Origin of the sequence: Haloplanus sp. C73, assembly GCF_051195115.1 — an archaeon.
Taxonomy (GTDB): domain Archaea; phylum Halobacteriota; class Halobacteria; order Halobacteriales; family Haloferacaceae; genus Haloplanus.
The window spans coordinates 17,109-41,427 of sequence record NZ_JBNTJZ010000005.1; the positions used below are offsets into that span (position 1 = coordinate 17,109).

Consider the following 24,319-nt stretch of genomic DNA (forward strand, 5'->3'; position numbering starts at 1 on the left):
ACCAAACGCGAAGGACAGATATAGCCTTTGTGGCGACTATCGTCGCGGACCGAGACACCGTCTGTCGATGTGAGGGGAAGGCCGGAGTCGACACAGAAATGAGCCGGTCAGTACGTCGGGCGGTCTTCGGGGACGCCGTCTCGCTGGTTGACGAGGCGAGCAAGGGTGAACAGGGCGTCGGAGAGGCGGTTGAGATAGGCGATTGCGTCAGGGTTGATGGGGTCGGTGCCGGCGAGGTCAACCGCCCGTCGCTCCGCTCGGCGGACGACGGTCCGAGCGTGGTGGAGCGACGCCCCCGCCTCGCTCCCGCCGGGGAGGACGAAGGACTGGAGCGGGTCGAGTTCTTCCTCGGCGGCGTCAATCCAGTCCTCCAATTCCTCGGTGTGGGCCTCGCGGACGACCGGGTCGTCCTCGTCGGGGTCGGGGTTGGCGAAGTCGGCTTGGACGATGTGGAGATGGTTCTGGATGCGTTCGAGGTGGTCGTCCACGTCGTCGTAGCCGGTGGGTCTGATGGTCCCGATGAGCGCGTTGGCCTCGTCGACGGTGCCGTAGGCTTCGATGCGCGGACTCGTCTTCGAGACGCGGGACATGTCCCGGAGGTCGGTCATGCCCTCGTCGCCGCGGCCGGTGTAAATCTTCATGCGAGGGTTCGGTCGACGTACTGCAGGATGTTCTCACTCTCGGCCATGGTGACACCTCGGCCGTCGTCGACGATGACGGGGACGCCGCGCTGTCCGCTGACGCGTTTGACCTCGTTTCGCTTCGAGTGCAACGCCTCGACCCACGTCGTCTCGTAGTCGACGCCCGCCTCCCGAAGCGCGTCGTGGACCGCCTCGCAGTACGGACAGCCGTCGAGCGCGTAGAGCGTGATGGCCATACCTGCCGTTGGGACGGGGCGGGCAAGTAGCTTGGCCCGCGACGGGCCGTGAGCGGCCACTGCGAAGCGAATGCTATCAGTGATGAGAATTTGACCGGCGGACTTTAGTGGGCGACAGGTGCGTTCCCGGATATGAATTTACTGTCCGGTATCGTCGGCGCCGTGTCTCAGGAGGCGAGTACGACCGATTCGACGGAGACGGAGGACGTCGAAATCGAGTCCGAATCGAAATCGGAAGCCGGCCTCGGGCTAGACGCGGATTTCCACACGATTCTGAACCACATCGACACGCCCATATTCATCATCGACGCGGACGGGAATCTCGTGTTGTGGAATCGGGCGCTCGAATCGTTGACCCAAGAGTCCGAGGAGCGAGCCAAAGAACTCACCCGCGAACACGGCGTCACTGGTCCGGCCTTTTACCCCGACGGCCGGCGGTCGAAAACGCTGGCCGATAAGGTCACCGACGCGCCGGAACAGGCCCACGAGGAGTACGATGTGCCCCGGATTGCGGACGTCGAGTACACGCTCTACGGTGACGAGAGCGTGATGACCGACGCCAGCGGCAACGACCGCCATATCGAGTTCACCGCCGCCCCGCTCTACGACGACGACGGCACCTTCGTCGGCGTCGTCGAGATGATTAACGACCGAACGGAAGACGCGCTCAAACAGCAGGAACTCGAGGAACTCGTCGACGAACTGCAGTCGACGATGCAGGCCATCGAAGGCGGTGACCTCGGGGCTCGCGCCGCCGTCTCTGACCCCGAACACATCGACGCGGAACTCCTCGAAGTCACGGAGAGCCTCAACGAGATGGCGAGTCGGCTGGAGGGGATGATAGACGAGATTATCGACATCGCGGACACGGTGTCGGCGACGAGCGAAGACCTGAGCAGCACCAGCGAGGAAGTGACCAGTTCGATTCAAGAGATTGAGGCCTCCAGCGGGGAGATAGTCGAGGGCGCGGACGAACTCGCGGAACAAGTCTCGGACGCGGACACGAGCATCTCGAATCTCTCGGCGTCAATCGAGGAGATTACCGCGACGACGAACGACGTCAACGAGCAGTCGGAGCAGGCGGCGGACCTGGCCACCGAGGGCGTCGAGGAGGCGACCGACGCAATCGGCCAGATTCAGAACGCGGTCGAGGCCGCCAACGAGATACAGGACGACATCGACACGCTGGAGCAACAGATGGACGAAATCGGCGAGGTGACGGACTTGATTGCCGATATCACCGACGAGACGAACCTGCTCGCGCTGAACGCGAACATCGAGGCCGCGCGCTCTGCGGACGGCGGCGACGGGTTCGGCGTCGTGGCGAACGAAATCAAGTCCTTGGCCGAGGAATCACAGGAGGCGACCGAGGAAATCGAAGCGATAATCGAGGAGACCCAAGACCGGACCGAAGACGTCACGGAGCAAATCAACACCGCGACGACGGAAATCACGGGCGGCGCGGAGGCCGTCGAAGAACTGGTCACGGTCTTCGAGGAAATCGACACCGCGGTGTCCGACGCCAGTAACGGAGTCGCAGAGATAGCGCAGGCGGTCGAATCACAGGCTGAAGAAGCCGACGAAGTGAGTCGCGTCGTCAAGGAGACGTCGGCCATGTCGGAGCAGATTGCCGGGTCGATACAGCAGATTTCGACCGGCGTCGAACAGCAGTCGTCGGCCATGTCCGAGACGGCCGATATGGCTCAGGAGTTGAGCCACTCCAGCCTCCAACTTCACGAACAGGTCGCGCGATTCGACACCGAGCGTAGCCGAAGCGAGCGAGGCACCGAGAGCGACTGAGGGCGTCACGAGCCAGAGGAAGCGGTCTCTTTGCGTGGTATCCAAAATCGACGAGTCGGACGTTCGCCGATCTATTTTGTATAGCATTATAGAATTTATCACGCGTTTCGGGAACCAGTATCTTCAATGTGACCGGTTCCCGAGGGGAACGTATGAGTCTGGAGATGGAACACGACTGTCCGGAGTGCTCGAACGACACCTTCTGGCGGACGGCGAGTACGGCGCTACATCTGGGTGAGAAGACGAAGTGGTCGTGTACGGACTGCGACTACGGCATGATTCGAATCAACGGTATCGATAGCTCGAAACACACCGGCTTCTGAGGCGGCTCACTCGATTTGGTCGCGGTACTCGTCCGGCGAGAGCAGCGTGTCGAACTCCTCGGGCGAACTTGGCTCGACTTCGAGCAGCCAGCCGTCGCCGTAGGGGTCCTCGTTTATCAGTTCCGGCGTGTCGAACAGCGCTTCGTTGACGGCCGTGACGGTGCCCGAAACGGGCGAGACGAGGTCCGAGACGGCCTTGATGCTCTCGACGACGCCGAACTCCTCGCCTTTCGTCACCGTCTCGCCCTCCTCGGGGAGTTCGACAAAGACCACGTCGCCCAGTTCGTCCTGTGCGAACTCGGAGATGCCGACGCGAACGCTGTCGCCGGTGGTCGTCCATTCGTGCGATTCCAGATACCGTCGGTCGTCGGGTACGTCAGAGCTCATGTGTCGATGAAAGGTGGTGTCACTACGTTCGCCTGTTTCGGTTCGCCGCGGACGACGACCCGGACGCGAGTGCCCGGCGTCGCCTCCTCGGAGAGGTATCCGAGGCCGATTGGCTCGCCGAGCGTCGGACTCATCGTCCCGCTGGTGAGGTGGCCGAGGCGGTCGCCGTCGCCGTCGACGACTTCGTAGCCGCCGCGCGGGACGCCTCGCTGGAGGAGTTTGACGCCGCGGAACCGCTCTTCGGCCCCCTCGCGCTCGACGCCTTCGAGGGCGTCACGCCCCACGAACTCCCTATCGAGGTCGACCGTCCAGCCTACGCCCGCCTCGTAGGGCGTCCGGGGCTCGTCTTCGGGGTCGAAATCCTGCCCGGAGAGCAGAAAGCCCATCTCCATTCGGAGCGTGTCGCGGGCGCCCAAGCCGCAGGGCTGGCAGTCGAACGCCGACCACACCGTCTCGGCGTCGTCCCACGGAATCAGGAACTCGAAGCCGTCTTCGCCGGTGTAGCCCGTCCGCGAGGCGTAACACCGGACACCAGCCACGTCGAGAAAGGCGGCCTCGAACCGGTCGATATCCGTCGCCGCGCCGTCGGTGGCGTCGTCGGCGAGTTCGGGCGCGTCGGGGCCCTGCACGGCGACCATCGCCCACTCCTCGGTGGCGTCGTGAACCGTCGCGTCCAGCCCCCACTGCTCGCGGTACTCGGTCCAGCGCGCGTACATCTCGGCGTCGTGGCCGGCGTTTGGGATGAACAGGTACTGCGGGCCGTCCCCGTCGTCCGGAAGCCGGAACACCATCGTGTCGTCGAGGATGATGCCGTCCTCGTCCGTGATGCAGGCGTACTGCGTGTCGCCCACGTCGAGTTCCCGCACGTCGTTGGTGGTCAGTCGTCCCATCAACGTCGTCGCATCGGGGCCGGACACCCGAATCTCGCTCATGTGCGAGACGTCGAAGATGCCCGCAGATTCCCGGACAGCGGTGTGTTCGGTCCGGATGGAGTCGAACTCGACCGGCATCTCCCACCCGCCGAACTCGGTGAGCGACGCACCCAGTTCGGTGTGAACGTCTTGCAACGGCGGCTTCCGTAGGCCCATGCCCCTACTGAGACGCCTCGTGACCTAATGGTTTTGTCCGTTCGCTGCCGGCCGATTATAGCCATAAATCCTATGTCGCGATAGGAAATCGGGACAGGGCCGAGACGCTACCGCCGAACGCGCACCGGTTCGCCGGCGACCATCGCGACGTCGCCGGTAGCGGGGTCGTGAAGCATGAGCGCCCCCGACTCACAGCGGGTCGACGGGAAGATGGGTGCTTCGGGGATGTCGTAGTCCGAGGGGTCGCGGCTCGTCGCGGCGATGGTCCACGTCCGCGCCAACATACTCGACTCCTCGCTCATGACTGCGAAGGGGGCGCGGCGAACTCGTCACGCAAGTGAGCGGGCGTTCGGCCGTGGCGCACCGCGAGCAGTTCTGCGACGATACTGTGGGCTATCTGATAGGGCGTCCCACCCCCGAGGTCGAGTCCGACCGGCGTGTAGAGGCGGTCGAGCTCCGACTGCGAGAGTTCACGCCCCTCCGCCCGCAGTTCGTCCGCAATCCGTTCGAACCGCTCTGCCGGTCCCATCAGTCCGACGTACGGCACGTCGGAGTCGAGAAGTTCGCCGACGGCAATCGTGTCGTCGACGAAGTTGTGCGACATCACCACCGTGTAGGTGTCGGCGTCTAAGTCGAGTTCCTCGCGAATCTGTGCCGGCGAGAGCGAACGCACCGCGTCTGCCGTCGGAAAGGCCTCGCTCGTCGCGTCGCCACCCCGGAAGCCAGCGACGGTGACGCGGAAATCCGCCAATCGCGCGAGTTCGACGACCGGCGCGATGTCGTGGCCCGTGCCGAAGACGACGAGGTCGGCCGGCGGCGTCACGACGTCGACGAACACCTCCGTGCGCCCGCCGGGACGGGGAACTTCGACCGTTCCCGACTCGTCCGCGTCGCGAAACTCGCGTCCGGCGTCGGCCAAGTCGTCACCGAACCACTCGGGGGCGTCGGCGGGCGTTGGGCCGTCGCCGACGGCGATGGCACGCTCACCCACGGGCACCGCGGAGTGGTCGGCGTCGACGACGGTGTAGACCACCGCGTCCGTGCCGTCGTCGTACGCGTCGACGACGGGACGGTATTCCGCGTCGAGGGGTTCGAGCAGGATGTCGATGACGCCGTTACAGCCGACGCCGAGCCCCCACACGTCGTCGTCACCGGTCAGGTCGAAGCGCTCGACGCGGGGCTGACCCGTCTCGCGCACCTCGCCCGCGCGTTCTATCATCACGTCCTCCAGACAGCCAGCGGTGATGCTTCCAACCCCTTTGTCGCCAGTGACGAGCATCTTCGCGCCCGGCCCGCGGTAGGCGCTCCCCTCGACGCCGACGATGGTCGCCAGTACGGTCGGGTCGCCGGCGTCGATGGCGTCTCGTATCGACGACATCACGTCCGCTTCGGGGGCGCTCCACTCGGCGTCGGGATTCATGGGTCCGCTCCAATCGCAGTCGGTCGGCGAGTCGGTACAATCGTCGGTGTGGTGTGTGTGCGTGTCATCTCTCGGTGCGTCGCCAGTCGTGTTCGTAGCCGACGGGGCGTCGCCGCCGGCGAATCTGTCGAGCCAAGTCGAAGAGGTCGGCGGGCTCGGCGAACGCAAAGAGCCCGTCGAGGTGGGGGAGGGCAGCCGACATCCCCCGACAGGTGGGTTCGTACGCAGTCGAGGCCGCGAGCGGGTTGAGCCAGAACACCCGGCGTGCCCGGCGGTCGAGCCACGACATCCCGGCTTCGAGTTGCGACACCTCTCCCGTCTCCAGCCCGTCGCTGAGTATCAGGACGACCGTATCGCGGTCGACAGCCATCGGCGCCGTGTCTCGGATCGTCGTCAGCGCGTGGCCGATGCGGGTGCCGCCGCCCCACGCGGCTTCGAGACGGTCGAACTCCTGCAGCGTCGTTTCGGGTGATTCGGCACGGAGTGCCGCCGTCACCTCCGTCACGTCGGTGTCGAAGAGGAAGGTGCGAACCTCGCGCCACTCGTCGGTCAGCGCCCGCAGGACGCTCACGAGGAACTCGCGGTCCAGCGTGTCGAGTACCGACCGACTCACGTCGACGAGCACTAGCCCGCGGACGGTCGTGGGGCGCGCGGCGTGTTCGGGGAGGTCCATCACCACGCCACCGGTGGCGTGGCTCTCGCGCATCGCCCGCCTGATATCGGGCTGTCCCGGCGACGACGGCCGCCGGCGCCGTCCGGGGCGGCTGGCCAGCGCGTCGGTCAGCGCCCGCACCGCGGCCGTCGGCTCGTCGACCATCCCCAGCGTCTCGCTCTCGACGCGCGTGGACGCGCCGGTCGGACTGTACCGTGTGCGCGTCTCGTCGGCGTCGCTGCGGGTCGAGTCCTCGTTCTCGACGCGACGGGTTCGCACTTCCCCACCGTCGTCGTCGCGGGACTCGTCACCGGAGTCGAGGCCGTCGTCGCCGGAGTCGATACCGGGGTTGAGGCCGCCGTCGAGGGACGATAGGTCGGCGTTCTCGTCGGCGGCGTCCTGCATCTCCGTCCAGAACCGGTCGAAGAGTCGGTCGAACGTCGCCCGGTCCTCCGGGCGAGAGAGGAGGGCGGCCCGAAGCGCGGTCCGAGCGGTGGCCTCGTCGTCGAACCCGACGGTCGCGAGCGCCTCCGCAGCGACGAGCGAGCCGTCGGCCGGCACCTCGACGCCAGCGGTGCGGAGCGCGCCGACGAACCGAACCAGCGTACTGCGAACGTGTGTCAGCGAATCCGTCAGCGGGGTGTCGGCGACCATCGGCACTCAGGCAGTGGAGTCGTTCGCCGCCGTGAGGAGGGCAGACACCGTTTCGTCGTCGAGCCGTTCCACGTCCTCGGCCTCTTTCAGGAGACAGCCGACCGTCCGCCGAATGTCCGATTCGGTGAGCGGGGGGTCGCCGGCGTCGCCCAGCGCGGAGAGTGCGCGAGCCCAGTCGAGCGTCTCGGCGACGCCCGGCGGTTTGAGCAGTGGTTCCTCGCGGAGCCGCCCGGTCACGCCACAGACGGCGGCGGCGACAGCGGCGTCGAGTTCCGGCACCTTTCGCCGGACGATGGCCCGCTCTTTCTCGAACGACGGCGGTTCGACGTGGAGATACAGACAGCGCCGCTTGAGCGCGTCGCTGAGGCCGCGCGTCCGATTCGACGTGATGACGACGATGGGCGCGACGTCGGCCGTCACCGTCCCCAGTTCCGGAATCGACACCTGGAAGTCAGAGAGCACCTCCAACAGGAGCGCCTCGAACTCCTCGTCGGCCCGGTCTATCTCGTCTATCAACAGCACGGGGGGACGAGCCCCGTCGTGTCGGAGCGCGCGGAGGAGGGGTCGCTCCAGCAGATACTCCTCGGTGAACACCGACGCCTCGCCGTCGCTCTGGCCGGACTGCATCGCGAGCAGTTGCTTGGCGTAGTTCCACTCGTAGAGCGCGCTCTCGGCGGCCAGCCCCTCGTAACACTGGAGTCGGACGAGGTCGGTGTCGAACCCCTCCGCGAGCACCTTCGCGAGTTCGGTCTTGCCGGCGCCGGGTTCCCCCTCGACGAGGAGGGGCCGACCCAGTTTCAGCGCAAGCAACACCGTCGTCGTGAGTTCGTCCTCGGCGACGTAGTCCGTCGCGTCGAAGATAGACTGCAGTCGCTCGCTCGTCAGCGTCTCGAACTCGTCGTGGATGTCGTCGGTCATAGGGCGAGAGCGTCAGGGGGACCCGGCGCCAGCAATCGCGTCGGGACCGGTCGCCGCCTCCCGAATCGCGCGCTCGACGTAGCGTTCGAGCAGTTGGGCGCGGAACTCCGCCGACGCCTGAAGGTCGTCCATCATCATCATCTCGTCGAGGTCGGCGTCGGCTTTCGCGGCCGCCGCCTCGATGGCGTCGTCGTCGAGCGTCGTCCCTGCGAGCGCCTCCTCGACGGGGTCGAGGCGAACGCCGTGGTCCATGATTCCGTTCGCGGCGACGCCGACGTCTTCGACGCGGCCCGAATCGACCGTCAGCGCGACGGCCACGCCGACCATCGCGTAGCCCGAGGAGGGACTCGGTTTCTTGGCGTACGCGCCGGTCGCCTCGGGACGCGCCGGGAACTCGACCCGCGTGAGGAGTTCGTCCTCGGCGACGTCGGTGGCGTACATCCCGAAGAAGAAGTCGTCGGCGTCGACGCGGCGTTCGCCGTCCGGTCCCTGCACGACCATCGTGGCGTCGGCGGCGAGCGCGGCCGCGGGGAGGTCGGACGCGGGGTCGGCGTGGGCGAGGTTGCCCCCGACGGTCCCGCGGTTGCGGACCTGCACGTCACCGACGGCGTGGGCCGCCTCGGCGAACACCGTGGCCCTCTCCTGCATCGACGCCGAGTCGGCGATGGTCGCGTACGTCGTGAGCGCGCCCACCGACACCGTGTCGCCGTCGGCGTCGATGCCCTGCAGGCTGTCGATATCGCTGATGTCGATGAGCATATCGGGACTCGCGAGCCCCGACTTCATCGTCGGCAGGAGGCTGTGGCCGCCCGCGAGGATTTCGGCCTCGGGGTGGTCGACCTGCAGGTCCAGCGCCGCCTCGACCGTCTGCGGTCGCTCGTAGTCGAACTCGTCGGGGTACATCAGCTCTCACCCCCGTCGGTCGCCGCTCGCCATACCTTCTCTGCCTTCAGCGGCATGTCGATGTGGTCGACATCCAGCGCGTCACAGACCGCGTTGACGACAGCCTGCGGCGCGGCGATGGTACCAGCCTCGCCGACGCCCTTGACGCCGAGCGGGTTGACCGGACTCGGGGTGCAGGTGGAGTCCGTCTCCATCTCCGGGATGTGTTCGGCCTTCGGAACGGTGTAGTCCTGCATCGACCCCGTCACCAACTGGCCGTTGCTGTCGAACTCCGCGCCCTCGTAGAGCGCCTGTCCGATGCCCTGTGCGACGCCACCGTGAATCTGCCCCTCGACGATTTTGGGGTTGATTTGGTTGCCGACGTCGTCGACGGCGACGTAGCGCTCGATGTCGATGTCGCCGGTTTCGGGGTCGACCTCCACGACTGCCGCGTGCAGGCCGAACGGGAACACGAAGTTGTCGGGGTCGTAGAACGACGTCGCCTCCAACCCCGGCTCCATGTCGTCGGGCATATCGTGAGCCAGATACGCCTCGGTGGCGATTTCGGTGATGTGCATGGAGCGGTCGGGCGCGCCAGCGACGCTGAAGTCGCCGTTCTCGAACTCGATGTCCTCGGGCGAGGCTTCGAGCTGGTGGGCCGCAATCTGTCGCGCCTTCTCGACCAACTTCTGTGAACTCTTGACGAGCGCGCTCCCGCCGACGGCGGCGCTTCGGCTCCCGTAGGTGCCCATCCCCTGCGGAATCTCGTCGGTGTCGCCCTCGACGACGTCGACGTCCTCGTACTCGACGCCGAGTTCGTTGGCGACGATTTGGGCGTAGGTGGTGTCGTGGCCCTGCCCGTGGCCGGAGGTGCCGCAGTACGCAGTCACCTTCCCGGAGGGGTGGAATCGGACGAGGCCGCTCTCCCAGAGTCCCGCCTGTGCGCCGAGTTGCCCGGCGAGTTCCGACGGGGCCAACCCGCAGGCCTCGATGTACGCCGAGAGGCCGACGCCGATGTAGCGCCCCTCCTCTCGCGCTTCCGCCTGCCGTTCGCGGAGGGCGTCGTAGTCGAGGTGGTCGAGCGCCCGGTCGAGTGTCTTCTCGTAGTCGCCGCTGTCGTACTCGACGGCGACTTCCGTCTGGTAGGGGAACTCCTGAACGAAGTTGTGGCGGCGGAACTCCGCGGGGTCCATATCAAGCTCCTTCGCGGCGAGATGGACCATCCGCTCGACGACGAAGGAGGCTTCGGGGCGGCCGGCGCCGCGGTAGGCGTCGACCGGTGGCACGTTCGTGAACGCGCCCTCGACCGAGCAGTGAATCGCCGGGATGTCGTACTGCCCCGATAGGAGCGTGCCGTAGAGGTAGGTCGGCACGGCCGGCGCGAACGTCGAGAGATAGGCGCCGAGGTTGGCGCGGGTGTCGACGCGGAAGCCGAGGATGTCACCGTCGTCGGAGAGCGCCATCTCGGCGTGAGTCTGGTGACCGCGCCCCGGCGCGTCCGTGAGATACGTCTCGGTTCGGCGGGCCGTCCACTTCACGGGACGCTCGTGACGCTTGGCCGCAAGCGCCACGAGCGCCTCGTCGGCGTAGTGGTGAATCTTGCTCCCGAACCCGCCCCCGACGTCGGGAGCGCGCACGCGAAGTTTGTGTTCGGGATGGTCGATGACGCCCGACATGAGCAGGCGGTGCAGATGCGGGTTCTGAGAGGTCATGTGGACCTCCAACTCCTCGTTCGAGGGGTTGTACTCCGCCACCGCCGCCCGCGGCTCCATCGCGTTCGGAATCAGGAGCTGGTTTTCGAGGTCGAGGTCGACGACGTGGTCGGCGTCCTCGAAGGCGGCGTCGGTCTTCTCGGCGTCCCCGATTTCCCAGTCGAACGCGGTGTTGTCGCCCGCGTCGTCGTGGATGACCGGGGCGTCGTCGGAGAGCGCCTCGTCGGGGTCTGTCACCGCGCCCAGTCGGTCGTAGTTCACGTCGATTTGGTCGAGGGCGTCGTGAGCGACGTACCGCTCCTCGGCGACGACGACGGCGAGGGCGTCGCCCTGATACCGGACGCGGTCGGTTGCGAGAATCGGGTGTTCGACCTGTTCGAGCGAATCGAGGAGCCAGCCGGTCGGGACGTTCCCCGGCACGTCGACGTCCTCGGCCGTGAGCACGTCGAGGACGCCGTCCATCGATTCGGCCGCCTCGGTGTCGATGCCGTCGATGCGCGCGTGGGCGTGTTGACTCCGCTTGATGGCCATGTGGACCATCTGCGGCAGTTCGATGTCGTCAGTGTACTCGGCGTCGCCCGTCAGCAAGGCGGGGTCCTCGCGGCGCTCGATGGCCGAGCCGAGTATGTCGGCGGCGTCGACGTCGTCGGGGTCGAGCGACTGAACGCCGGAGTCCTCCGATTCGGCGCCCATGGTCACTCACTCCCCCCGTCGGCGACGGCCGGTTCCTGCATCTTTTCCGCGGCGTTCTCGACCGCACGGACGATGTTCTGATACCCCGTACAGCGACAGAGATTGCCCTCCAGCGCCTCCCGAATCTCCGACTCGGTGGGGTCGGGGTTCCGCTCCAGCAGTTCCGTCGCGGTCATCATCATCCCGGGCGTGCAGTAGCCACACTGCAGTCCGTGTTCCTCCTGGAACCCCTCCTGAATGGGGTGGAACTCGCCGTCGTCGGCCAGCCCTTCGACGGTCGTGACCGCTCGCCCGTCAGCCTGTACGGCGAGCATCGTACAGGATTTGACGGCCTTGCCGTCGAGGTGGACCGTACACGCCCCGCACATACTGCTCTCACAGCCGACGTTCGGGCCGGTGTAGCCCAGTTCGTCCCGAAGGACGTGAATCAGCAGCGAGCGAGGCTCGACGCTCAGTTCGTGGTCGGTTCCGTTGACCGTGAGTGTAATCTCCTGTGACATGATTCAGATGTAGTTACTGATGCGGTCGCGAAGCCCGGACGACTGCTCGCCGACGTCGCTCAGTTCCTGCTGAATCTGCTTGAAGAAGCGCCCGACGACGCGGTTGGCGACCGGGTTGATGACGCGTTGGCCCATCTGCGCGACGCGGCCGAAGACATCGGCCTCGGTCCACCACTCGACGTCGACGCCGTCGTCCGTCTCGACGAGTGTCATACCGGAGTCCATCTCGAACGACGAGTCGCTCGCACTCCCGTGCCCCGACGCGTCCATCTCGGGGAACTCCTTGCGGTCGATGGTGACGACAGTCTCGAAACGCGGCTTCACGCTCCCGACACCGACCTGCACGAGCGCGGCGTAGTGACTGCCCTCGGTCAGGCCGCGGTCGGCCACGTCCTCGGGGTCGGCCTCGGGGAGCGTCGGCGGGTCGTCGGCGTCCGCCGCCTCGTCGACGAGTCTGTCCCAGTCCACGTCGTCGGGGTCGTCGACTTCGACGAGGAACTGACAGCCGGGGAGGGCGTTCTTGACCATCACCGGGTCAGAGAGCGCGAGCCACACCTCCTCTGTCGTCACGTCGGACAGACTGAACGTCCCGTCGAACTCCACTACTGGACACCTCCGAGCAGTACCGCGATGTTAAATGGTTGTGGCATCTTCAGTAAACTACCGTGAAAGTAACCACAATAACCAATCTAATAAGATTTTTGAGGAAAATAGTAAATAATTGTGGTTTCTCTACGATATCAGAGTCGTCTAGCACCCGTCAGAGCGAAAGCAAATTTAGTTTATTCTCAGAATGAGCATCGAATACGATTCTGAAAATAACTGTATTCAGTTACGCTATCGAGGGGCGCCGTGACGCCGCTCACCGACCCAGACGCGGCGTCGCGAGCGGCGGCGCGGATTCGCGAGGCGCCAAGCGAGACGGCGGTCCCGCTCGATGCGATTGGCGGGCGACGACTCGCCGAGGCCGTCGTCGCGCCCGCCGACCGGCCGGCACACGACTACGCGACGATGGACGGGTTCGCCGTCGCCGCCGCCGACACCTTCCCCGTGTGCGTCCGCGACCGCTCACTCGGGCCGGCGGCCGACCCGTTCGACCACGAGTCCGGGACGGCGACGCCAATCGCCACCGGCGCGCCGCTCCCCCACGGGGCCGACGCCGTCGTCCCCCGAGAGGACGCCCGTCTCACCGATGGACGACTCGACGACCCGGGCGTCGAGGCCGGGACACACGTCGTCCAGCGCGGGAGTTACTGCACCGCCGGCGAGACGCTCTTCGACGCGGGCACGACCCTCTCACCTCGCGACGCCGCGCTCCTCCGAGATATCGGCCGGGAGCGCGTGACCGTCGAGCGACCGCTCTCTGTCGGCGTCGTGGCCACGGGCGACGAAGTCGCCACCGGGGTCCAGCCCGACCGCGACTCGGAGACTGTCGCCGGGCTACTCCGTCGGTGGGGTCACGACGCGACGCTGGCCGACCCGATTCCGGACGACCCGTCGGCGCTCGGGGACCGACTGACGGCGCTTGCCAGCGAACACGACGTCCTCGTCACCTCCGGCGGCACCAGCGTCGGCCAGCGCGACCACACCGTCGGTGCGCTCGCCGACCTCGGCACCGCCGTCTGGCGAGGGGTGGCGCTCCGCCCCGGCCGACCGGCGGCGTGTTACCGCCTCGATGACGCCGTCGCGTTCGCCCTCCCGGGAAAGCCGGTCGCCGCCTACGTCGCCACCGTGACCCTGCTCGCACCTTTCTTCCGGGGCGAGCGGACGCTGTCTCACCGCGCGGCGACGGTCGACCGCGACCTGTCGCTTCCCGACGCGCCGCTGACCTACGCCATCCCCGTCGCCGTCGACGGCGACACCGTCTCCCCGGTCGGCACACCGGGGTCCGGATGCGAACTGTACGACGGCCGATTCCGGCCGGGGCGCGTCGCCGCCTGTCCGCGCACCCTCCGGGGCGACGGCCTCCTCTTTCGGTCGGCCCCGCTTGTCGCGGGCGAGCGCGTCGAATGGATACCGTTCTCGACGCTGGAGGCACCGTGACCGACGACTGGCCCGTCCGCTCGCCCCCCTTCGACCCGAGTCAGGCGGCGAGCGTCGCCGGCGTCGTGCTCGCGGCGGGGACGAGTTCGCGCTACGGCGGGGCCAACAAACTCCTCGCCCGTCTCGACGGCGACCCACTCGTCGCGCGGAGCGTCCGGGCCTTCCTCGATGCCCCGGTCGACCCGGTGGTCGTCGTCGTCGGGCACGAACGCGAACGCGTTCGAGCGGCGCTCCCCGACGGGGTGAGAACTGTTCACAATCCGGCGTACGCGGACGGGCAGTCGACCTCGGTCCGAACCGGCGTCGACGCTATCGCCGACGATTCCGACGCCGTCGTCGTCGGCCTCGGCGACATGCCGTTCGTGAGCGCCGAGACGGTTGCGACGCTCGAACGCGCGTTCCGGGCGGGCGTCGGCGACCCGCTCGTCGCCGCCGTCGACGGACAGCGGGGGAACCCGGTCTGTTTCGGCGCGCAGTGGTTCGACGACCTGCGGTCCGTGGGCGGCGACGTCGGCGGTCGACACCTCCTACGCGAGGCGTCGACGACGGCGCTGGTGGAGACGGGCGACCCCGGCGTGCGCCGCGACATCGACCGTCCCGAAGACCGCCCGTGACGCCGGCAGAGCGAAATGACCCGTGTGCGTAGTCGACCCGTGACCGAACGTGTCGGCCCGGTTGCGCTCGACGTGACCGATTTGGACCGGATGGCCGCGTTCTACGAGGAGGTGGTCGGACTCCGGACGCTCGACCGAACCGACGGGCGAGCCGTCCTCGGCGTCGACGACGCGCTGCTCGTCCTCCGCGAGTCGCCCGACTCCTCCGCTCGCGGGCCGGCGGAGACGGGGCTCTTTCACACCGCCTTCCGCGTTCCCTCGCGAGCGGCACTCGGCGACGCGCTCGCCCGAATCGAGTCCCGGTGGCAACTCACCGGCGCCTCCGACCACGGCGTGAGCGAGGCGCTCTACCTGCAGGACCCCGAGGACAACGGGGTCGAGGTGTATCGGGACCGGCCGCGCGCGGAGTGGCCCGTCACTGACAGCGGACGCGTCGACATGGACACGCGGCCGCTGGCGCTCGACCCGCTCCGTGACGCCGCGAGCGACGCGGACCGGTGTCCGTCGGGGACGGCCGTCGGCCACGTCCATCTCGAAGTCTCGTCGCTCGACGACAGCGTGGCCTTCTACGGGGATGGGCTGGGGCTCGATATCAGACAGGCGATAGAGGGCGCGCGCTTTCTCGCGTTCGACGGCTACCATCACCACGTCGGACTCAACACGTGGAACGAGCGCTCGGAGCCGCCCGCGGGACGCGGACTCGCGTGGGTCGAACTCCGGGTCGACGACCCCGCCGACGTGCGCGCTCGGCTCGACCCGGCGCGAGTCACCGAACGCGACGACGGCTTCGACGCCGTCGACCCCGACGGCATCACGATTCGGGTGCGCAGGGCGTAGGTCAGTCGTCGGTCAGCGCCGAGGGTGGCGTCCGAATCCCCGCCTCGTCGAACCGGCGTAGCGCCCGTCGGGTCACGTCCGACTCGAACGCGAACTGCGCGTCGAGGTCGTTGACGTAGGCCTTGGCACGAATCGTCCGGTAGCGGGGCTGGGCCTCGACGAAGACGGTCACCGGTCGCTCCGGGGCGAGATGCCGGGAAGTGTAGACTGCTTCCTCGACGATGTCGCGTGCCCGCTCGGCGTCGGCGTCGTTCGCGACGAACAGTTCGGTCACGACGAGCATCTCGGGCGACCCGGCGTTGGCGTTCGCGACGGACTCGGTGATGGCGAGGTAGTTCGGCGCCGCCACCAGATTGTCGTCCGGCGTCTGCAAGCGGGTGGCGCGAAGGCCCACGTCGAGCACTTCGCCGTAGTGGTCGCCGAGTTCGATTCGGTCACCCACCTGATACGGCGTCTCGAAGACGACCACCAGCCCCCCCACGAGATTCGCGAGGAGGTCTTTCAGCCCGAGGCCGAGCGCCGCGCCGAGGATGCCCGAGAACGCGAGCGCCTGCGTCTGCGAGAGGCGAAACAGCGGCCCGAGAATCGAGTAGACGGCGACACCGTAGATGAGGAACTTGGTCAGCGGGATGACCAGCCGGATGACGGGCGCGAACTTGGCCGACCGGTCGGCGAGCGCCGCGAGCAGGAGCCGCGCTCCGCGAGCCACGAGGACGGCGACAACGAGGACGACGGCGGCGCCGGCGAGCGTCGTCGCGTCGACGCGAAGCCCAGCTAGTGGCTCCGCGGTCACCACAGCCACCGCCTCCGTTCCAGCGAGTCGATTGCACTCGGAAGCGCGCCGGGACGGAGCCGGACCACACCTTCCGCGATGTCGACGAAGCCATGGTCGGCGAGCGTCCGCAGTGTCCGGTCGAGGGGTACGTCGGGGACGACGGCCGACAACTCCGCGCGGGCGACACGTTCCTTCGGGACGGCGACGCCGAGGACGCGGGCCGCGTCGTCGCCGACGGTCAACCGCTCGTCGACGGGCAACGCGATATCGTCCGGCGTAATCGTCTCGCGCCCGTCGACACACGCCGTCCAGATGGCGGTCGCGACGCCCGGGTTGCCGTCAGCGAGGCGGGCGAGGCGCTGGAAGACGAGGTCTTCGGGAGTGGGCGGCGTTCGGCGCTGGAGTCGAGCGGCGACGTAGTCGACGTCGACGGTCGGCACGCGGACGGAGACCGACCGATTCGACCGCGGGAGCGACGGGGCGTACTCGACGCTCGTGACGAACGAGCGGCCGTCGGGCGGGAGTTCGAACGCCGGCCAGTCGTCCGTCGTCGCGCCGACGACGTCCGCGACATCGTCGGTACTCAGCGCCGGAACCGTGAAGACGTGGCCGAAGTCGTCGGCGAGGCCACGGACCGCGTCGAGGTAGTTCCAACTGTGTCGGTTCCACGACGTGACGGTCTGTCCGGACGATGACGCGAGACGGTCGAGGAGGCGGTCGAGCGGGTCGAACCCGCCGATTCGGTGGGCGTAGCAGTGATGACAGTCGTCCAGAATCACCGGGCCGTCGGTATCGGCCTCGTCGACGGCTGTATCGGTGTCGAACCGAACCCGCGTGGGCGCGCCGAGTCGGTCGGCGGCGCGGTCGAGAACCGCCTCGCGGCCGGCGAAGGGTGGGGCAACCACCGCGACGCTCGCCTCGGCGTCGGACAGGGCGTCGTCGAGGGAGTCGGCTCCCTTCTTGGAGTCGAGGGAGGAAATCGACGACGCCATTGTCGCCTCTGACGCCCGCACCGACATGAAGGTGGTGCCCCGCTGGCGACGAGCGCGCCGCGTGTCAACGCTGCGGGAATCGGGACGTATATCCCAGCGAGCGGGGTACGTGATGTATGGACCTGTTCGGACGACTCGCGGACGAGGACGACACGCCGCGAGTCGCGCTGTTCGTCGACGGGCCGAACCTCCTCCGCGAGGAGTTCGACGTCGACCTCGACGACGTGCGGGAGGCCGCGGCGGCGGCGGGGCATCCGGCGACGACGCGGCTGTACGTCGACGAACACGCGACCCCCGAACTGATTCGCGCCGCCGAGGCGCGGGGGTTCGAGGTGGTCGTCACCAGCGGCGACGTGGACGTGAAACTCGCAGTCGACATGACACGCTTCGCCGTCGAGGACCGCGCGGACATCATCGCCATCGCCTCGCGGGACACGGATTTCAAGCCCGCCATCGAGACGGCAAACGCCTGCGGGATTCGCACCCTCGCCATCGCGCCCGGCACGCACGGGCGCTCTGACGCCCTCCGCAACGCCGCCGCCGAGAGCGTCACGCTGGACGAGTAGCGTTTTGGGGCACGCGCACCCACGACCGCCCGTGAGCGATACGGAACTCGACACGCCGGTGCTCGACGACCACCTCCATCTCGACCCGGATTCGGGACGCGGCCTCGACGCCGTCCGCGACTTCCGTCGCTTGGGCGGGACGCATCTGCTCGTCGTCAACAAGCCCTCGTGGCATCTGGGCGTCGAGGTGGACGGCCCCGACGACTTCCGAACCGTCTTCGACCGAACGCTCGAAATCGTCAGCGACGCCGCCGACCTGCTGCCGGGGACGGCGTGGCCCGTCCTCGGCGTCCACCCCGGCCTCGTCTCGCGGCTAGTCGACGAGCGAGAGATGGCGCCGGCCGACGCGCGCGACCTGATGCAGACGGGACTCGACGTCGCCGCGGAGTACGTCCGCGACGGGGCGGCGCTCGCGCTCAAGACGGGGCGCCCCCACTACGACGTTACGGACGCGGTGTGGGACGCCTCGAACGCCGTCTTGCGACACGGGCTGGCGCTCGGGGCGACGGCCGACTGCGCGGTGCAACTCCACACCGAAGCGAGCGAGGACCTCACCGAAATCGCGGCGTGGGCCGAGGAGCGGGACTTGGCACCGCATCGCGTCGTGAAACACTACGCCGGGCCGACGCTCGCGGGGCCGACGCCGAGCGTGATGTGTCGCAAGGAGTGGCTGGAGTCGGCCGCGGCGGGGGACGAGCCGTTCCTGATGGAGACGGATTTCGTGGACGACCCGGACCGCCCGGGAGCGGTGATGGGGCCGAAGACCGTGCCGCGACGGGTGCGCTGGCTGCTCGAACAGGGGTACGACGAGGCGATTCGGCGGGCGCACGTCGAAACGCCCGCGCGCGTGTATGGAATCGACACCGAGGCGACGCTGACGGCCTGAGCCGGTGCGTTCGCGGCCGCATAGGAAAGGTCTTTGAGTCCACGAACGTTCGGACGAGGTATGACCGACGTGGAGGACACGTTCTACACGGAAGACCGCTGGCAGAACTGGATAGAGCGGGTAGCAGAGGAGGAGCTCGACCCCGAGAACGAGGATTCGGCGCGACTCTTGCTCAACCTGCAGGACGACGCCGCCATCGCAGTCGCCAAAATCATCAGCGCCTACGAGGACGACCGCTTGAGCGAGGACGAGGCCGTCGACGAACTCGCGCAGGTGCGCGATATCGTCCTCGACGACGTGGATTTGGAGGACGAGGAGAAGCGAATGCTCGTCGACGGCGTCCAGACCAGTCTCGTCTGTGTCTTCTACGCCGCCGAGGAGTACATCGCGGCCGGGCCGACCGACGACGGCACCGTCGAGGAGTACGTCCACGCCGCCGCCGATGCCGAGGCCAACGAGGACTTAGACGCCGCGCTCGGCTACTTGGTGCAGGCGGGGACGCGCATCATCGACGGCGACGAACTCGACATCGCACTCGTCGAAGACTTGGAGTACGGCCTCGTCTCGGAGTGGGTCAACGGGCTCGACAGCCTCCAGAGCGCGATGAGCGACCCCGAAGTCGTCGAAGAGGACGAAGACTGATACTGTGACTGGGTACCGGTGGGTCGCCGAAACAACCCGGCGAACCCCGGTACTGCCTCACAATAAACCGTATGAGCACCGGCGGCAACCTTTTGCGTGTCCCTCCTGAAAACTGAGCGATGAGTTTCCGGGGCGACCGTCGAGGGGTTACTGTCCAAGTCGGTGCAGTGTTGCTACTCGGGATTCTCGTACTCCTTCTGGCGACGTATCAGACGACTGTCGTCCCCCAGCAGAACGAGCGCGTCGAGTTCCAACACAGCGAGGCCGTCCAAGAGGACGTCCTCAACCTCCGCGGTGCGATTCTCGAAACCGCAGGCAGGGAGGGCTTCCGGTCAGTCAGCATCCAGATGGGCACCCAGTACCCCGAGCGCGCGCTGTTCGTGAACCCGCCTCCCGCGTCGGGGACGATAGCGACCAGCGACGCGGGCGAGATGGGCGTCCACAACGTGAGCGCGACGAACCCGGAGACGCGGGATTATCTGAACGGCTCGCGAACCGTCCCGACCAAACACCTGAGCTACGCCCCCTCCTACAGCGTCTATCAGAACGCGCCCCGGACGACGTATCAGAGCGGCGTCGTCGTCAACAGCTTCGAGAACGGTCGGAGCATCGCCCTGAGCGAACAGCCAATCGTCCGCGGGAACGAAGTGACGCTCGTCGCCGTCGACGGCTCGCTCTCGCAGTCGCAGGTGCGCGCGCTCGAAGTCGAGCCGCGGTCGCTCAGCACGATTCGAGAGTCGACGACGGTCCGAGGCACCGGCGACGGACTCAACGTGACGGTGCCGTCGACGCTCTCGGAGAGCGCGTGGGAGTCGCTCCTCGCGGACGAACTCGACCCCGCCGGCGACCCGAACAACGCGCGGTACGTGACGAGCGTGACCAAGACAGGTGATACGGTCCGCATCCAACTCGAAGCCAACCGGACCTACCGCCTGCGGACGGCGCTCGTCGGCGTCGGCAGCGGGGGCGAGACGCCACAGCCAGCGTACGTGACCAACGTGACCGAGACGAACACGTCGCTGGCGCGGGGGACGCCGCTCGTGGTCGAGGTGCGTGACCGCTACAACAACCCCGTCGACCCCACGACCTACCCCGACGACATGACCGTAAACGTCACCGAGGGGCGGTCGCTGGTCGACGTCAATCGGACGACGGTGGCCCCAGACGGCCGCGCACAGGTCAGATACACCGGCGGCGAGGGGCAGATAACGCTCACAGTCGAGCGCCTGAGCGGGCCGGAGTCGGAAGTGACATTCAACGTGACCGAGCGGACGGCGGCGGGTGGAGGCGGCGGTGGTGGCGGAAGCGGACCGGGAACGCCGAACCTCCGAGTCCGGGTCGACGACCTGACGAATATCAACACTAATGCCCCGAACTACATCGTCTCTTACGACGCGTCGAACGCGAACGGTCAGTTCGACCGCGTCGAAGTGACCTTCTCCTCCCAGAACGGTGGTGGTGGGACGGAAGTGGCCCAGACCGAGCGGGGAAGCGTACAATTTCAGACCAATTACGGCGCAGAGACGGAGTACCAAATCGAGGTGAAAGCGTACTACACAGACGAGAGCGGCGGAACCACGGTCGGTCAGACACGGACGGTCACCGACGTCGCTGACACGCAGAATCCGAGCAACGACGACCTGAGCGAATCCGGAAGCCCGTCGCTCGACTCCTACTTCATCACCGATAGGAGCAACAACAACGTGCGGTACAAGTTCGACTATAGCGTCAACACCAACGGCAACTTCCGGAACGTGTATCTCGGCGTCGTCAGTCGCGACGGCAACGGTGGCGCTACCGTGGAGAACATGACACAGGCGTCCCGGAGTACCCAAGTGACGGTCGGCTACGGAGTGGACGAGGAGTTCAAAGTGACCATCCTCGTGGCCGACGAAAACGGCGTCGTCGTCGAAGAGGCAATGAGAATCGACCAAGCGGACGGGGATGCCGACGGTGACCCGCCGTAGCGACCGCGGGCAGTCGGAAGTTGTCGGCGAGATACTGGCCATCGGCATGGTCGTCATCGTCGTCACTACCGCCGGCGCCTATCTCCTCAGCGACGCCGCGTCGCCGGACGAGGAGACGCTCGCCCAAGTAACAGTCGACGTCTCGGAGGAGCGCATCGAACTCGCTCACGCCGGCGGCGAGAGCGTGGCGACCACCGACCTCGAACTCACCGTCGCCGTCAACGGCACGGACCAACCCGGCATCACGTGGGCGAGCGGCACGGTCGAAGACAGCGATGGCGACGCGCGATTCGACCCCGGCGAGCGCTGGGTGCGCTCGGGGCTGAGCCTCGCGCCCGACGCGCGAGTCCGGGTCACGCTCGCCGACACCGACACGGGGACGCTCCTCCTCGACCGGACCGTGACGGTCCGCGTCGGTCGCTGAAACCCACAACCTACAGGAGCTTCGAGAGCGTCGTCCGCGCATGGGCGCGACAGCGCGACTCGCCGGCCTACTCGGTCTCTGCTTCCTCCTCGTCAGCGCACTCGCCGCACTCTGGGGCGTGGGGCTGGTCGGCCTACTCCTCTTGAACGGCCCGACCGCCACGCGCGTCATGGCCATCATGGTCGCGTTCGGGCTGGCGCTCGGCGCGGGATTGACGGGGGTCGTCGTCCGCAAGCGCGCGGCGGGGACGCTCCTGCCGAGCGACGTCGACCTCTCGGTCGGGTTTCGGGGTGGGCAGGGTGGGTTGTGAAGCGAGAGCGGCGAGAGCGGACGCGCACCGCGAGTCCGCTCTCGAACCGGAGCGGTGAACGGAGTGAACCGCGGAGGTGCGGACGTACTCGTTGGCGCTCTCGCGCCGCTCCGCCCGAGGTCTCGTTCCCTTCAGCTCCTCCCCCTGCTCCGCGGCTCGCTCCGCTCGCCGCTTCGCACCGAGGTCTCGCTCCCTTCGGTCGCTCGACCTCGGTTGCGACGAACTAACATTCGACAAACGACGTACCCAGCATCGACAAACCCATATAGCGTCTCCCGCAACCCGAGGGTATGACTGCCGTCGGCATCGACGCACTCGAAATCTGGACGGGGAAGCTCAAGCTCGACTTGGCCGAGACGTTCGCCCCGGCCAAAGACGATTCTCCAGAGAAGTATACGAAGGGGTTGGGACTCGAAGCCTCGTCGTTCCCGGACACGTACGAAGACATCGTCACGATGGGAGCGAACGCGGCGAAGCGGCTGATGGACCGCAAGGGGCTAGAACCCGACGACATCGGCCGTATCGACGTCGCGACCGAGAGCGCCTTCGACAACTCGAAGCCGGTATCGACGTACATCGCCGGCTGTCTGGAGGACGTCTACGACGGCGACTTCCACCACGCGAACAAGGGCGAGCGGAAGTTCGCCTGCGTCGCCGGCACACAGAGCATCGACGACGCGTACAACTGGATTAAGGCGGGACGGAACCGTGGCCGCGCGGCGCTCGTCATCGCCACCGACACCGCGCTCTACGCCCGCGGCGACCCCGGCGAGGCGACACAGGGCGCGGGCGCCGTCGCCATGCTCGTGACCGAGAACCCGAATCTGGTCGAACTCTCGACCGAACAGGGCTACGGTAGCGCCGACGAGACGGACTTCCTCAAGCCCAACCAGCAGTTCCCCAGTGTCGACGGCAAACGCTCGGTGCAGGTGTATCTGGCGCGGATGCGCGAGGCGCTCGAAGACTTCGAGTCGGTCGCCGGTCGCACCCACCCCGACGACTTCGAATACATCCCCTTCCACACGCCGTTCCCGGGGATGGTGCGGAAGGCCGCCCTTCTCGGCTTCCGACACATGACCCGCGACACCGACGTCGAGGACGGCCTCGCCGACGAAATCGGTCGCCAGCCGCGTCGAGACGAGTACGAGGACTGGGATGCCTACGAGGACGCCATCCGCGACTACATGGACGCGCTGAAGGAGACCGAGACGTACGACGCGTGGTACGCGGAGGCCATCGACCCGACGCTTACGCTCTCGCGACGGGTCGGCAACTGGTACACCGGCTCCGTCCACGTCGCCCGCGCGAGCGCGCTCAAGACGGCGGCTGAGATGGGCCGTGCCCTCTCGGGCGAGCGACTCCTCGTCGGCTCCTACGGCTCCGGCGCGCAGGCCGAGATTCACTCCGAAACCGTCGCCGACGGCTGGCGCGAGGAGATAGACGCGCTCAACATCGACGAGCAACTCGCTCGGCGCTACGACCTGAGCTTCGAGGAGTACGGGCGCGTCCACGACGCCCACAACCACGAGAAAGAGCGGGAACTCGAGGAGTTCACGGTGCCGAGCGGCGAGTTCGTCTTCACCGGCTGGGGCCGGATGAACGAGCGCAAGTACGAGTACGTCGACTAGGGAAGTTCGCGGAGTCTCGCGAGCGCCTCGTCCAAGTCACAGGTCGACACCGCGAGCGCGAACCCGTCTATTTTCGCGAGCGCCGTCGCGTGTTCCCAGAGGTCATCCGGCTCCAATCCGTGGAGGATGACGGCGTTCGGCGTCGGGTTCACCACGCGGAGCGCGACCAGCGGCGATTCCCCGCGCGTCACGTCCGTGAAGACGAGCGCGCGGTTCGTACTCTGGCCGTAGAGGCGATAGAACTCCTCGCTCGGGAGTCGCGTGATGGCCTCGATGCTGTTGATGACGGTGTGGCCGCTGACGTGGTCGCGCTCCCCGGGCACTACTTCGGTCGCTTCCATCGCCTCGTAGAACCGCTCCAGCGGAATCGAGGTGGGATACTCCCGAAGGTCGTGGACGATGTCGCTCTCGAAGCCAGCGGAGATGACGCGGGCGTACTGGCGGATGCGCCCGCCGCCGCGGGACTCGTCGATGTCGAGCAACGCCCGGACGATGCGGCTGACGACGCCGATGCCGGGACTCTCGCGGCGTCCGCTCTCGTAGTCGGAGATGACCGAGGAGGAGACGTCGAGTCGCTCCGCGAGTTCGGTCTGTGAGACGTCGAAGTCGGTGCGCCACTTGCGGAGGGTCGCACCGGGATTTGAGCTGAGCGTTATCTCGCCGGCGATGCGTCGAGCGAGGTCGTCGCGGGGCTCGTCACTCATCGGCCACCCCTCCGACCCTGGAACC

At 67.2% G+C, this 24,319-nt stretch carries 27 protein-coding genes; 12 read left to right on the plus strand and 15 right to left on the minus strand.

The window, feature by feature from the left end; genetic code table 11:
- Positions 1-107 precede the first annotated feature (107 nt).
- Complete coding sequence (locus ACQUSQ_RS09905; protein ID WP_435068731.1) at positions 108-641, minus strand: cob(I)yrinic acid a,c-diamide adenosyltransferase; 534 nt, start codon at positions 639-641, stop codon at positions 108-110.
- Entirely contained in the window at positions 638-877 is a 240-nt protein-coding gene (locus ACQUSQ_RS09910; RefSeq protein ID WP_435068733.1) for a glutaredoxin family protein, read from the minus strand. Before ACQUSQ_RS09910 ends, ACQUSQ_RS09905 begins: the two co-directional genes overlap by 4 nt.
- A 132-nt stretch (positions 878-1,009) precedes the next feature.
- Here ACQUSQ_RS09910 and ACQUSQ_RS09915 point away from each other — a divergent pair, with 132 nt between their 5' ends.
- Together ACQUSQ_RS09915 and ACQUSQ_RS09920 are read left to right on the plus strand one after the other, a co-directional pair.
- Positions 1,010-2,677, plus strand: coding sequence for a methyl-accepting chemotaxis protein (locus ACQUSQ_RS09915; protein ID WP_435068734.1), 1,668 nt, complete (start codon positions 1,010-1,012; stop codon positions 2,675-2,677).
- Between the two features lie 152 nt (positions 2,678-2,829).
- The gene (locus tag ACQUSQ_RS09920; RefSeq protein ID WP_435068736.1) at positions 2,830-3,000 is read left to right on the plus strand and encodes a hypothetical protein; all 171 of its coding nucleotides are present in this window, start codon (positions 2,830-2,832) and stop codon (positions 2,998-3,000) included.
- 6 nt (positions 3,001-3,006) lie between these two features.
- Here ACQUSQ_RS09920 and gcvH read toward each other — a convergent pair whose 3' ends face one another.
- The 10 genes from gcvH to ACQUSQ_RS09970 form a co-directional block, all read right to left on the minus strand.
- Positions 3,007-3,387 carry a glycine cleavage system protein GcvH gene (gene gcvH, locus ACQUSQ_RS09925; RefSeq protein WP_435068737.1) on the minus strand — a complete coding sequence of 127 codons (381 nt, stop codon included), beginning with the start codon at positions 3,385-3,387 and terminating at the stop codon, positions 3,007-3,009.
- Positions 3,384-4,475: a glycine cleavage system aminomethyltransferase GcvT gene (gene gcvT / locus ACQUSQ_RS09930; RefSeq protein WP_435068739.1), complete on the minus strand. Its 1,092-nt coding sequence runs from the start codon at positions 4,473-4,475 to the stop codon at positions 3,384-3,386. The genes gcvH and gcvT overlap by 4 nt, the downstream gene beginning before the upstream one ends.
- 107 nt (positions 4,476-4,582) lie before the next feature.
- The gene (locus tag ACQUSQ_RS09935) at positions 4,583-4,759 is read right to left on the minus strand and encodes a hypothetical protein (RefSeq protein WP_435068740.1); all 177 of its coding nucleotides are present in this window, start codon (positions 4,757-4,759) and stop codon (positions 4,583-4,585) included.
- A gap of 14 nt (positions 4,760-4,773) precedes the next feature.
- Positions 4,774-5,895, minus strand: a complete 1,122-nt coding sequence (locus ACQUSQ_RS09940; RefSeq protein WP_435068741.1) for an XdhC family protein — start codon at positions 5,893-5,895, stop codon at positions 4,774-4,776.
- A 64-nt stretch (positions 5,896-5,959) separates the two neighbouring features.
- Positions 5,960-7,201, minus strand: a complete 1,242-nt coding sequence (locus ACQUSQ_RS09945) for a VWA domain-containing protein (RefSeq protein WP_435068743.1) — start codon at positions 7,199-7,201, stop codon at positions 5,960-5,962.
- A 6-nt stretch (positions 7,202-7,207) separates the two neighbouring features.
- Positions 7,208-8,119, minus strand: coding sequence for an AAA family ATPase (locus ACQUSQ_RS09950; protein WP_435068744.1), 912 nt, complete (start codon positions 8,117-8,119; stop codon positions 7,208-7,210).
- 12 nt (positions 8,120-8,131) lie between these two features.
- On the minus strand, positions 8,132-9,022 hold the full coding sequence (locus tag ACQUSQ_RS09955; protein WP_435068745.1) for an FAD binding domain-containing protein: 891 nt from the start codon (positions 9,020-9,022) through the stop codon (positions 8,132-8,134).
- Positions 9,022-11,406 (minus strand): xanthine dehydrogenase family protein molybdopterin-binding subunit, encoded by a 2,385-nt coding sequence (locus ACQUSQ_RS09960; protein ID WP_435068747.1) that lies wholly within the window; start codon positions 11,404-11,406, stop codon positions 9,022-9,024. Before ACQUSQ_RS09960 ends, ACQUSQ_RS09955 begins: the two co-directional genes overlap by 1 nt.
- Before the next feature lie 2 nt (positions 11,407-11,408).
- On the minus strand, positions 11,409-11,906 hold the full coding sequence (locus ACQUSQ_RS09965; RefSeq protein ID WP_435068749.1) for a (2Fe-2S)-binding protein: 498 nt from the start codon (positions 11,904-11,906) through the stop codon (positions 11,409-11,411).
- A 3-nt stretch (positions 11,907-11,909) separates the two neighbouring features.
- Positions 11,910-12,509 (minus strand): CoxG family protein, encoded by a 600-nt coding sequence (locus tag ACQUSQ_RS09970; RefSeq protein ID WP_435068751.1) that lies wholly within the window; start codon positions 12,507-12,509, stop codon positions 11,910-11,912.
- A gap of 249 nt (positions 12,510-12,758) precedes the next feature.
- On the opposite strand from ACQUSQ_RS09970, the gene ACQUSQ_RS09975 reads away from it, so the two are divergent.
- The 3 genes from ACQUSQ_RS09975 to ACQUSQ_RS09985 are packed head-to-tail and all read left to right on the plus strand — an operon-like array spanning position 12,759 to position 15,400.
- Positions 12,759-13,949: a molybdopterin molybdotransferase MoeA gene (locus ACQUSQ_RS09975; protein ID WP_435068753.1), complete on the plus strand. Its 1,191-nt coding sequence runs from the start codon at positions 12,759-12,761 to the stop codon at positions 13,947-13,949.
- On the plus strand, positions 13,916-14,563 hold the full coding sequence (locus tag ACQUSQ_RS09980; protein ID WP_435068755.1) for a nucleotidyltransferase family protein: 648 nt from the start codon (positions 13,916-13,918) through the stop codon (positions 14,561-14,563). The genes ACQUSQ_RS09975 and ACQUSQ_RS09980 overlap by 34 nt, the downstream gene beginning before the upstream one ends.
- Before the next feature lie 39 nt (positions 14,564-14,602).
- Positions 14,603-15,400, plus strand: a complete 798-nt coding sequence (locus ACQUSQ_RS09985; protein ID WP_435068757.1) for a VOC family protein — start codon at positions 14,603-14,605, stop codon at positions 15,398-15,400.
- A gap of 1 nt (position 15,401) precedes the next feature.
- Here the strand turns inward: ACQUSQ_RS09985 and ACQUSQ_RS09990 are convergent, their stop codons facing one another.
- Both ACQUSQ_RS09990 and ACQUSQ_RS09995 read right to left on the minus strand, forming a co-directional pair.
- Positions 15,402-16,193, minus strand: coding sequence for a mechanosensitive ion channel family protein (locus ACQUSQ_RS09990; protein ID WP_435068759.1), 792 nt, complete (start codon positions 16,191-16,193; stop codon positions 15,402-15,404).
- Positions 16,190-17,167 carry a hypothetical protein gene (locus tag ACQUSQ_RS09995; RefSeq protein WP_435068761.1) on the minus strand — a complete coding sequence of 326 codons (978 nt, stop codon included), beginning with the start codon at positions 17,165-17,167 and terminating at the stop codon, positions 16,190-16,192. The genes ACQUSQ_RS09990 and ACQUSQ_RS09995 overlap by 4 nt, the downstream gene beginning before the upstream one ends.
- A gap of 116 nt (positions 17,168-17,283) precedes the next feature.
- Here ACQUSQ_RS09995 and ACQUSQ_RS10000 point away from each other — a divergent pair, with 116 nt between their 5' ends.
- The 7 genes from ACQUSQ_RS10000 to hmgB all read left to right on the plus strand — a co-directional run bounded on the left by ACQUSQ_RS10000 (position 17,284) and on the right by hmgB (position 23,590).
- Positions 17,284-17,733, plus strand: coding sequence for an NYN domain-containing protein (locus ACQUSQ_RS10000; protein ID WP_435068763.1), 450 nt, complete (start codon positions 17,284-17,286; stop codon positions 17,731-17,733).
- Positions 17,734-17,764: 31 nt separating this feature from the next.
- Positions 17,765-18,619, plus strand: a complete 855-nt coding sequence (locus ACQUSQ_RS10005; protein WP_435068765.1) for a TatD family hydrolase — start codon at positions 17,765-17,767, stop codon at positions 18,617-18,619.
- Positions 18,620-18,679: 60 nt separating this feature from the next.
- Positions 18,680-19,261 carry a DUF2150 family protein gene (locus ACQUSQ_RS10010; protein ID WP_435068767.1) on the plus strand — a complete coding sequence of 194 codons (582 nt, stop codon included), beginning with the start codon at positions 18,680-18,682 and terminating at the stop codon, positions 19,259-19,261.
- Positions 19,262-19,380: 119 nt separating this feature from the next.
- Complete coding sequence (locus ACQUSQ_RS10015; protein WP_435068769.1) at positions 19,381-21,228, plus strand: hypothetical protein; 1,848 nt, start codon at positions 19,381-19,383, stop codon at positions 21,226-21,228.
- Entirely contained in the window at positions 21,215-21,652 is a 438-nt protein-coding gene (locus tag ACQUSQ_RS10020; protein ID WP_435068770.1) for a type IV pilin N-terminal domain-containing protein, read from the plus strand. Before ACQUSQ_RS10015 ends, ACQUSQ_RS10020 begins: the two co-directional genes overlap by 14 nt.
- A gap of 40 nt (positions 21,653-21,692) precedes the next feature.
- Positions 21,693-21,962 carry a hypothetical protein gene (locus ACQUSQ_RS10025; protein ID WP_435068772.1) on the plus strand — a complete coding sequence of 90 codons (270 nt, stop codon included), beginning with the start codon at positions 21,693-21,695 and terminating at the stop codon, positions 21,960-21,962.
- A 290-nt stretch (positions 21,963-22,252) separates the two neighbouring features.
- Positions 22,253-23,590: a hydroxymethylglutaryl-CoA synthase gene (gene hmgB, locus ACQUSQ_RS10030; protein ID WP_435068774.1), complete on the plus strand. Its 1,338-nt coding sequence runs from the start codon at positions 22,253-22,255 to the stop codon at positions 23,588-23,590.
- Here the strand turns inward: hmgB and ACQUSQ_RS10035 are convergent.
- Entirely contained in the window at positions 23,587-24,294 is a 708-nt protein-coding gene (locus ACQUSQ_RS10035; protein ID WP_435068775.1) for a helix-turn-helix domain-containing protein, read from the minus strand. The genes hmgB and ACQUSQ_RS10035 overlap by 4 nt on opposite strands.
- Positions 24,295-24,319: the final 25 nt, after the last annotated feature.